The following is a 6,697-nucleotide window of genomic DNA, read 5'->3' as shown; positions in this document are numbered from 1 at the left end:
AAGGACATCGCTAAAGCAATGGCGCTTTTGTATGAAACACCTGTAAACTTGATTGTCCAGGGTAACGACAATAGTTTATATTATTTTGGTGACAAATACATTCCTTTTATGTTCGATGCCAAAATTACGAACCCACCAAAAGGAACAGAGCGTAAGCGTGTAACCTTTACGGCCAAAAATGATGGATACTCACACCCGATTGTACCACTAGCCAATACGGTTACTTTCGCAGTACAGGCGCTATCCTAATATCTCAATCTGGAGTGACAAACTCTACTTTGTCACTCTTTTCTTTTCCTATCTATGGCACTCCAGAAATATAAAATTACCGATAAACAAAGCGCTGCTACCAATCACGTTTTTGTACTGGGCCAAACCAAATACATCAACGACAACCTCAGCGATGAGGAAGCTGCTGTTTTGTTTGAAAACGGGAACCCTTTTATTGCGCTTAACGAAAACTACGTTGAGCCTGAAGTAAAAGGCACTCCGTCTTTATTAGAACTTTTAACCCCGAAACACTAAAATGAACATAGAAAGACTATTTGCTGATTTTCAATTGGCAGAAATGGAGCATAACGCTCAAAAAACGGAAGTATCGCTTGAGAAATACGAAACGGCCAAATTTGCTTATGAACGTGCAGTTGAAAAAGCAAAAGAGCCAGCACCCAAAAAGCAAACAGAAAAGCCAGCTCCTGCCAATACCAAGACAGCAGCTCCAGCGAACAACACTCCCAAAACTGAAGCACCCATGGTGACGCCACCAGCACCAACACCACCGACTGAAGAAAAAGAAACTCAGGAGACTAAAGGTGAAACAGAAGAAGAAAAAAAAACGGAGTAGAGTCAAACGAGACTGATCATAGCAGTGAAAAGCTAGAGCGGCTCATGATGCAGGCGGAAAGTTTGCATCGTGAAGCCGCTTTTTTGTCTAACAAGCTTCATACCTTCGATGATAAAGACGTAGAAGGAGTAAAGCCCATCATTGACCAGATCCGAGAAAAGCGTGCAGCCTGGAAAGAATGCAGATTGCAAATTGCCTACTTCGAACGATTTGGTAAACTACCAAGTGAAGAACGAAAAGAACAACAAAAGCTCAATCCTCAAAAGGAGGCAGAGCTCCGTTATGAATTGAGTCTATTGAATACTGCTATTTGGAAGTTTGAGCAAAAAATGAAGGAAAAACCCGAAAGTAGTCGATTTAATGAATGGACTGAAAAACTAGCAAAAAGCAACTTGAGAAAAAAAGAAATCACAGAAGAACTTCTACGCCTTAAATATGAGACAGCATAATAAATACCTGGACAAAGTCTACGAAGAAATGAGCGTGTTTCGGGAACATTTGCTCACTGGTCGAGAGCTGACCCCAACTCAACAAGAAACCTTTGAAAAGATTAGTGTAGCCCGTGGGTGGCTCAAAGATGGATACTCCGATACGGAAGTAATCCAATGCCTAAAAAATGACCCGATTGTAAAAGTCCAAGACCGTAGAGCTAGGGAAATTTTGGCAATGGCCTACGAGACTTTTGCAGAGCTCCGTCAATTGCGAAACAAGGAAGGTATAAAGTTTATGTATGCCGAGCTATTTCGTGAAGCGGCGTATAAAGCTAAACAAGAACTTGATTGGGACTCATACATGAAGCTCATGAAGGAAGCCGCTAAAATTGACGGAGCCTATGACGAAATCAAATCCAATATGGAGGAGAAAAAGCGACCAACCAAAATTGTTATCAAAAGAGTTGAGGTAAATAATAATTACAGTACTACACCAAAAGTTGAAGACACCAATTATGAGCTCATTGGAACAAATACAGAACATCCAAGTGAATGATAAGCAAGCGGACTTTTTGGAAACAGTCATGTTTAACTTATCCAGTGATGGCGTAAAAGTCGCTGGTATAGTAGGAGGGATTGGCTCTGGAAAGTCTGTTACTTTGGCGGATTTGTTAATGGTTATGAAAGAAGAGTTGCCGAGGGCAAAAGGGCAATTTGCTTGTATTACCATTACTCAAGCAAAACGTTCTTTGATGCCAGGATTAAAGGCAACTTGGGGTGACGAAAATAGATGGAATTGTAAAGCTTACAACTGGGAAACAGGTCACGGCGAATACGTGCTTTGGCGTGAACCTCCCAAATCGTTTGATAGACCTTACCAGGAACCAGACGACTGGAGCAACTGCATAAGTTTTCCGAATGGTTTTGTCGTAGAGCTTTGTGCTTACAAATTGACACCCGATATACACCGTGGTAGAAACGACGATTTTGTTTTGTTGGATGAGGGCCTATTATTCAAACGTGAATGGCTTAAAATCCTTCAGGGTAGAATCAGGGCCAATAAAGGAAAATACCACTCCAATTTACATTGGGGATTTTATTTCTTTTCGTCACCTCCTTATGGTACAAGTGGGGATTGGATGTTTGACTATGAGGAATTGGCTAAAAAATTTCCTGAGAAATATTATTTCTGCCATATCAAGACCAAGGATAACCAGGCGTTTTTACCACCCGATTTTATAGACAACCTAAAAGAGACTCTCACGGATATTGAGTTTGATGTAGAGGTAGAAGGAAACAGGCTAGGCAAAACCCCAAAGACGTTTTATCCTGCCTTCAATTTGCACACTCATTGCCCGGAGGAGCTGGAGTATTATCAAGCCAATAAACCCTTGGAATTGTCGGTCGATTTCAATGCCCACTTTACGAGCTGCACTATATGGCAGCCAGAAGGGTGGGAGCTACGAGAAATAGCCGATGCCTTCGTAAAGACACCAAAGAACAACATGACCATGGCCGAGACCTTGGCTAATAAGGTGGTGGAGCTGTACGAGAAGCACCCTAAAAAGGTCGTGTATATTACAGGGGATAGAAACGGGGGGAGTAAATCAGCCGGTACCAAAATGCGTGACGGGAAATGGCTTACTTTATTTGAGCTTTTTTCTGAAGTGTTTTCTGATGCTGGTTGGGAAGTGTATTTGCATCCCCTAACTTTTAACCTTGAGGGGAAGGAAAAACATTTTCTGATACATGAAATTCTTTCTGAGAAAAAGCCTGATGAATATAAGGTTAGAATTAATCCACGTGGGGCTAAGTCTACGATACGTTCTATAGAGATGACTCCTATCAATGAGGACTACAGCAAGAACAAGGACAGTGAGACCAAGACCAGCGTGCCACAGGAGCAGGCCACGCACCTATCGGATACCGTTGACTACTACATAACTTACAAGCGCAACCAAGGCATGGGTCACTTACCAATGGGCTTTGAGATTGACTTCATGTAGCTTTCAGATATTCGCCACAACCCAAAGTGGAAATTTCCACCACGGCAAAGGGCGGGCTTTGGATTGTGATGTTTAAAGTAGAAATATAGTTTTATGATTTTAATTTGTTGATTTTTAATTGTTTAATATGAATTTGTGATTTGAAATAGTGCAAATTTTTCTATACGTTAAAAATTACGTTAATATTGCCAAAATGAAAATAAAAAATTATGGAAGCAACAAAAAGACAGCATTATGTTTGGAGGGAATATCTACGAGCATGGTCACATGAGGAAAGCATTTGGGCATATTATAAACCAGATAAAAAGTTAATACAAACATCTCTAATGAACGTAGCCCAAGGAAGGTATTTTTATAAAGTCTCTTCTTTAACACAAATTGAAAAAGATTGGTTGGTGAAACTGACATACTTCAACAATCCAATTTCGCAGGATTTGAATTCACAAATTATTTATGAATTCATTAAGGCAGGATATTTAATTGATGGTCTAACTATTTCTGATCCAAAGGAAATAAAAGATCGCATCAATTTAATTGAAAAAAATAGCTTTGAAATTGTAATGGGTATTTTTGAAAATTTAGGAAAGGATATTATTAAAATTCGTACGAAAGAAGAGCTGGTCAGTTTAGTAGATTCTGATAATATTTTACAATCAATTATTTTTGTATTTGTTCAATTTACCCGAACGAAAGGGGCAAAAGACCGAATGATGGAGTCTTTTAGTGATGAAGATAACCCTGTGGTTTTGTCTCTACTTGATAAGGCATGGTTCATCATATCATTAACATATTCAATTATTTCAGGAATAACCCTTGCCGCTAATGCTGGTCTTAGAATAACACTGTTACATAATTTGACTGAAATAAACTTCATTACAGGAGATCAACCTATTATTAATACTGAGGCAAAAAATTCAGAAGAGGGTAATGAGGTAAAAGAGCTTAAGTTATATTATCCAATTTCACCTAAACATGCACTATTTATTGAAAGTGATTCTTTAATATCTGAGAAATGTTCTTTTGAGGAGATAACTGAAATAGATACCGTAAAGACGTACAACCAAGCAATTATTCAAAGTTCGGATAATTTTATTTTTGATAATTCGAATTCTTTGCTTACAAAAATTTTATAGCCAGGTGAGAAATCCAACTTTTATATGAAGAAAAAACATGTATCTGTAGTTATATGGACGCTAATTGTCATTTTAATAGTCTATATTCTTTTAGTATTATTTGGGTTAAATATTCTTGAATCTAACGAACCTAAGTGTACGATATCTGTATCGAATAATTACTCTAATTTTGGTACCTTGGGTGATACAATTGGTGGAGTATTGGGTCCATTAATTTCAATCATCGCATCTATACTTACATATTGGGCATTGATGGAGCAAGTTAAGGCAAATAAAAAGCAGGCAAAACAGTTTCGAAAACAGTTTAATGATACTCAAAAAGATAAGTTTAGAGAGCAGTTTTTTATGTTGTTAAATGTATTAAATGGAAAGAGGGCAGATATTCAAAGAGATGATTTCATAAGAAAATTTTTGAATGATGTAAACTTTGCATATAGAGCTTATCATGCACTTGATCCCATACATTTAAAATACAGTGAAAGTAGTTACCTTAACTATATTAATCCTAAAGAATCTAGAACTCCGGAACTTGAACAGCTAAGTTTAAAGATTGCTTGTAGAGTATCTGTGTTAGGAGTGAAATTTTTTAGAGTTGACGAGTACCAACCACGAGAAAAAGCATTGCTGGAGAAACTCTTTGATTTAAAGCCTGTGGAACGGTATGATGATGGAACTGATGGGTATCCTGACGAATTCGGAAATTTACCTGAGCCTTATTTCTATTACGAGTTTTGTATCAATGACGAATTGACTAATGATAAAAAAATATTTTATTCTCTTAGAGCTAAAAGCGAAACAGAACGGTTATTTTTAGAAAAATCACAAATAATGGAATTTCTAAATAGCTTGAAATTCTTACTGCAAATCATCCATAATTCAACTGTTTTAAATGAAGGAGAAAAAGAGTTCTACTACTCGTTATTGCTAGTTCAGTTATCTCAAAGTGAATTAAATGCAATTTATTTGATTTATGTGAGTGGCTATGATAAAGTATTTACTGATGAAATACTTTTAAGTTCAAAATTTTTTAGAAGAATGAATCATAGAAGATTCAATCTATATATTAATCCAAGAGATTATTTCACTAATAAGTTTGGTGATAAAATAAATATTGATGAGTTTTTAGAGTTTGATAGTTTATATAATTAAACATGAGATTAAATGAAAAATATCCCTTATTGAGTTTTCTTCAATAAGGGATATTTTCTACCTCTCCATCTCCAAAATCACCCGGCGCTCGTCGGCTTTACCGTAAGCTTCCAGTGATCGGTCGGATTTGAGACCTAGTAAAACCTTGACAGCTTCTTTACTCCAGCCTTTTACATTGAGTAACCAGTCTGTTAAGGTTTTTCTACCAGCTTTTACCGACAGCTCCTCATGAAAATCAAGCTCGGCGGCAATGATTTTTAACCAGGTATTCATTTTCTGATTCGATTTGATTGGGAGATTTTCCCAACCGCCGTATTTTTCAATTATATCGTTAACCTCTTTAAAAAACGGAACTTTTGCTTTTACATTGGTCTTTACTCTTTCCCAAAAAATCCAGTCTCTACCGTCTAATCCTTCCACGATAGCCTTTTTGTAATCAGTCTGGATATTCCTCAAATCCTGATAGTGAAACCCTGTACGACAATACACAATAAAGACGTCGGCCACTTCTTGAGCAGACTTGTTTTTAAACTTGTGAGCCTTGAGCTTTTCAAATTGCTCGTCGGTCAAATACACGTGGGGCTTTTGTTTATCCATAGGTATTCGATAATAATGTAGCGGGTTTGTAGGTAACATTTTGTGTAAAACGGCCCAGTTCAAAAGCCTTTTGATAGACTGGGAGTACTTTCTAATAGTAGCTTCTTCAAATTTTGCCACATTGGCCAAATACCTACGATATTCTATAAAATCCGCCAGCTCGAAGCTTTCCAAGTACATCATGTGTTGTTTTTTCGAAATCAAGAACTCTAAAAACTTCTCTCTGTGGTTTCGATAGGTTTTAATCGTTCCTTCAGATAGGTTCGGGTCACGCTTGATGTCGATCATGTAGCGATCGAAAACCTGCATAATTGTCAGGTCGTCTTGATTCTCGTAAGCTTGCTTGATTTGTTGGGCTGTGAAGGGCTTTTTCTTTCGTAGAAATTCGTTGTAAATAGCGAGTAGCTCTGTTCGTTTAGCAAGAAGTTGTTCGTTTTTAAAAGTGTGATGTGGGTCTTGGGACTTTACTGTTTTAGTGGCTGTGTCCCAATGATCAACGAGTATTTCGATGTTAGTAGAACCAAGTTCGACACGTTG

General features: G+C 37.5%; 9 protein-coding genes. 8 read left to right on the top strand and 1 reads right to left on the bottom strand.

Features of this window, described 5'->3' with window-relative positions; genetic code table 11:
• From GVN22_RS26470 to GVN22_RS26435, 8 genes are all read left to right on the top strand, one after another.
• The coding region (locus GVN22_RS26470) for a hypothetical protein (RefSeq protein ID WP_166554052.1) at positions 1-249 on the top strand (249 nt) is incomplete at its 5' end.
• 54 nt (positions 250-303) lie between these two features.
• Complete coding sequence (locus tag GVN22_RS26465) at positions 304-525, top strand: hypothetical protein (RefSeq protein WP_166554021.1); 222 nt, start codon at positions 304-306, stop codon at positions 523-525.
• Between the two features lies 1 nt (position 526).
• Complete coding sequence (locus GVN22_RS26460) at positions 527-844, top strand: hypothetical protein (RefSeq protein ID WP_166554020.1); 318 nt, start codon at positions 527-529, stop codon at positions 842-844.
• 44 nt (positions 845-888) lie between these two features.
• Positions 889-1,293: a hypothetical protein gene (locus tag GVN22_RS26455; RefSeq protein ID WP_166554019.1), complete on the top strand. Its 405-nt coding sequence runs from the start codon at positions 889-891 to the stop codon at positions 1,291-1,293.
• Positions 1,280-1,831: a hypothetical protein gene (locus tag GVN22_RS26450; protein ID WP_166554018.1), complete on the top strand. Its 552-nt coding sequence runs from the start codon at positions 1,280-1,282 to the stop codon at positions 1,829-1,831. Before GVN22_RS26455 ends, GVN22_RS26450 begins: the two co-directional genes overlap by 14 nt.
• The gene (locus GVN22_RS26445) at positions 1,791-3,281 is read left to right on the top strand and encodes a terminase large subunit domain-containing protein (protein WP_166554017.1); all 1,491 of its coding nucleotides are present in this window, start codon (positions 1,791-1,793) and stop codon (positions 3,279-3,281) included. Before GVN22_RS26450 ends, GVN22_RS26445 begins: the two co-directional genes overlap by 41 nt.
• Before the next feature lie 209 nt (positions 3,282-3,490).
• Positions 3,491-4,414 carry a DUF4238 domain-containing protein gene (locus GVN22_RS26440; protein ID WP_166554016.1) on the top strand — a complete coding sequence of 308 codons (924 nt, stop codon included), beginning with the start codon at positions 3,491-3,493 and terminating at the stop codon, positions 4,412-4,414.
• A 24-nt stretch (positions 4,415-4,438) separates the two neighbouring features.
• Positions 4,439-5,563 carry a hypothetical protein gene (locus GVN22_RS26435; protein ID WP_166554015.1) on the top strand — a complete coding sequence of 375 codons (1,125 nt, stop codon included), beginning with the start codon at positions 4,439-4,441 and terminating at the stop codon, positions 5,561-5,563.
• Positions 5,564-5,620: 57 nt separating this feature from the next.
• Here GVN22_RS26435 and GVN22_RS26430 read toward each other — a convergent pair.
• On the bottom strand, positions 5,621-6,697 hold a 1,077-nt coding region (locus tag GVN22_RS26430), incomplete at its 5' end, for a phage integrase SAM-like domain-containing protein (protein ID WP_166554014.1).

Origin of the sequence: Cellulophaga sp. BC115SP, assembly GCF_009905545.1 — a bacterium.
GTDB lineage: Bacteria > Bacteroidota > Bacteroidia > Cytophagales > Spirosomataceae > Flectobacillus > Flectobacillus rivi.
The sequence above is the reverse complement of the archived record's forward strand: the minus strand, read 5'-3'. Positions and strand labels throughout refer to the sequence as shown.

What these genes read in the sequence shown, in the direction of transcription:
- GVN22_RS26465 (WP_166554021.1), top strand. Translation starts at nt 304, where the DNA reads ATGGCACTCCAGAAATATAAAATTACCGATAAACAAAGCGCTGCTACC.
- GVN22_RS26460 (WP_166554020.1), top strand. Translation starts at nt 527, where the DNA reads ATGAACATAGAAAGACTATTTGCTGATTTTCAATTGGCAGAAATGGAG.
- GVN22_RS26455 (WP_166554019.1), top strand. Translation starts at nt 889, where the DNA reads ATGATGCAGGCGGAAAGTTTGCATCGTGAAGCCGCTTTTTTGTCTAAC.
- GVN22_RS26450 (WP_166554018.1), top strand. Translation starts at nt 1,280, where the DNA reads ATGAGACAGCATAATAAATACCTGGACAAAGTCTACGAAGAAATGAGC.
- GVN22_RS26445 (WP_166554017.1), top strand. Translation starts at nt 1,791, where the DNA reads ATGAGCTCATTGGAACAAATACAGAACATCCAAGTGAATGATAAGCAA.
- GVN22_RS26440 (WP_166554016.1), top strand. Translation starts at nt 3,491, where the DNA reads ATGGAAGCAACAAAAAGACAGCATTATGTTTGGAGGGAATATCTACGA.
- GVN22_RS26435 (WP_166554015.1), top strand. Translation starts at nt 4,439, where the DNA reads ATGAAGAAAAAACATGTATCTGTAGTTATATGGACGCTAATTGTCATT.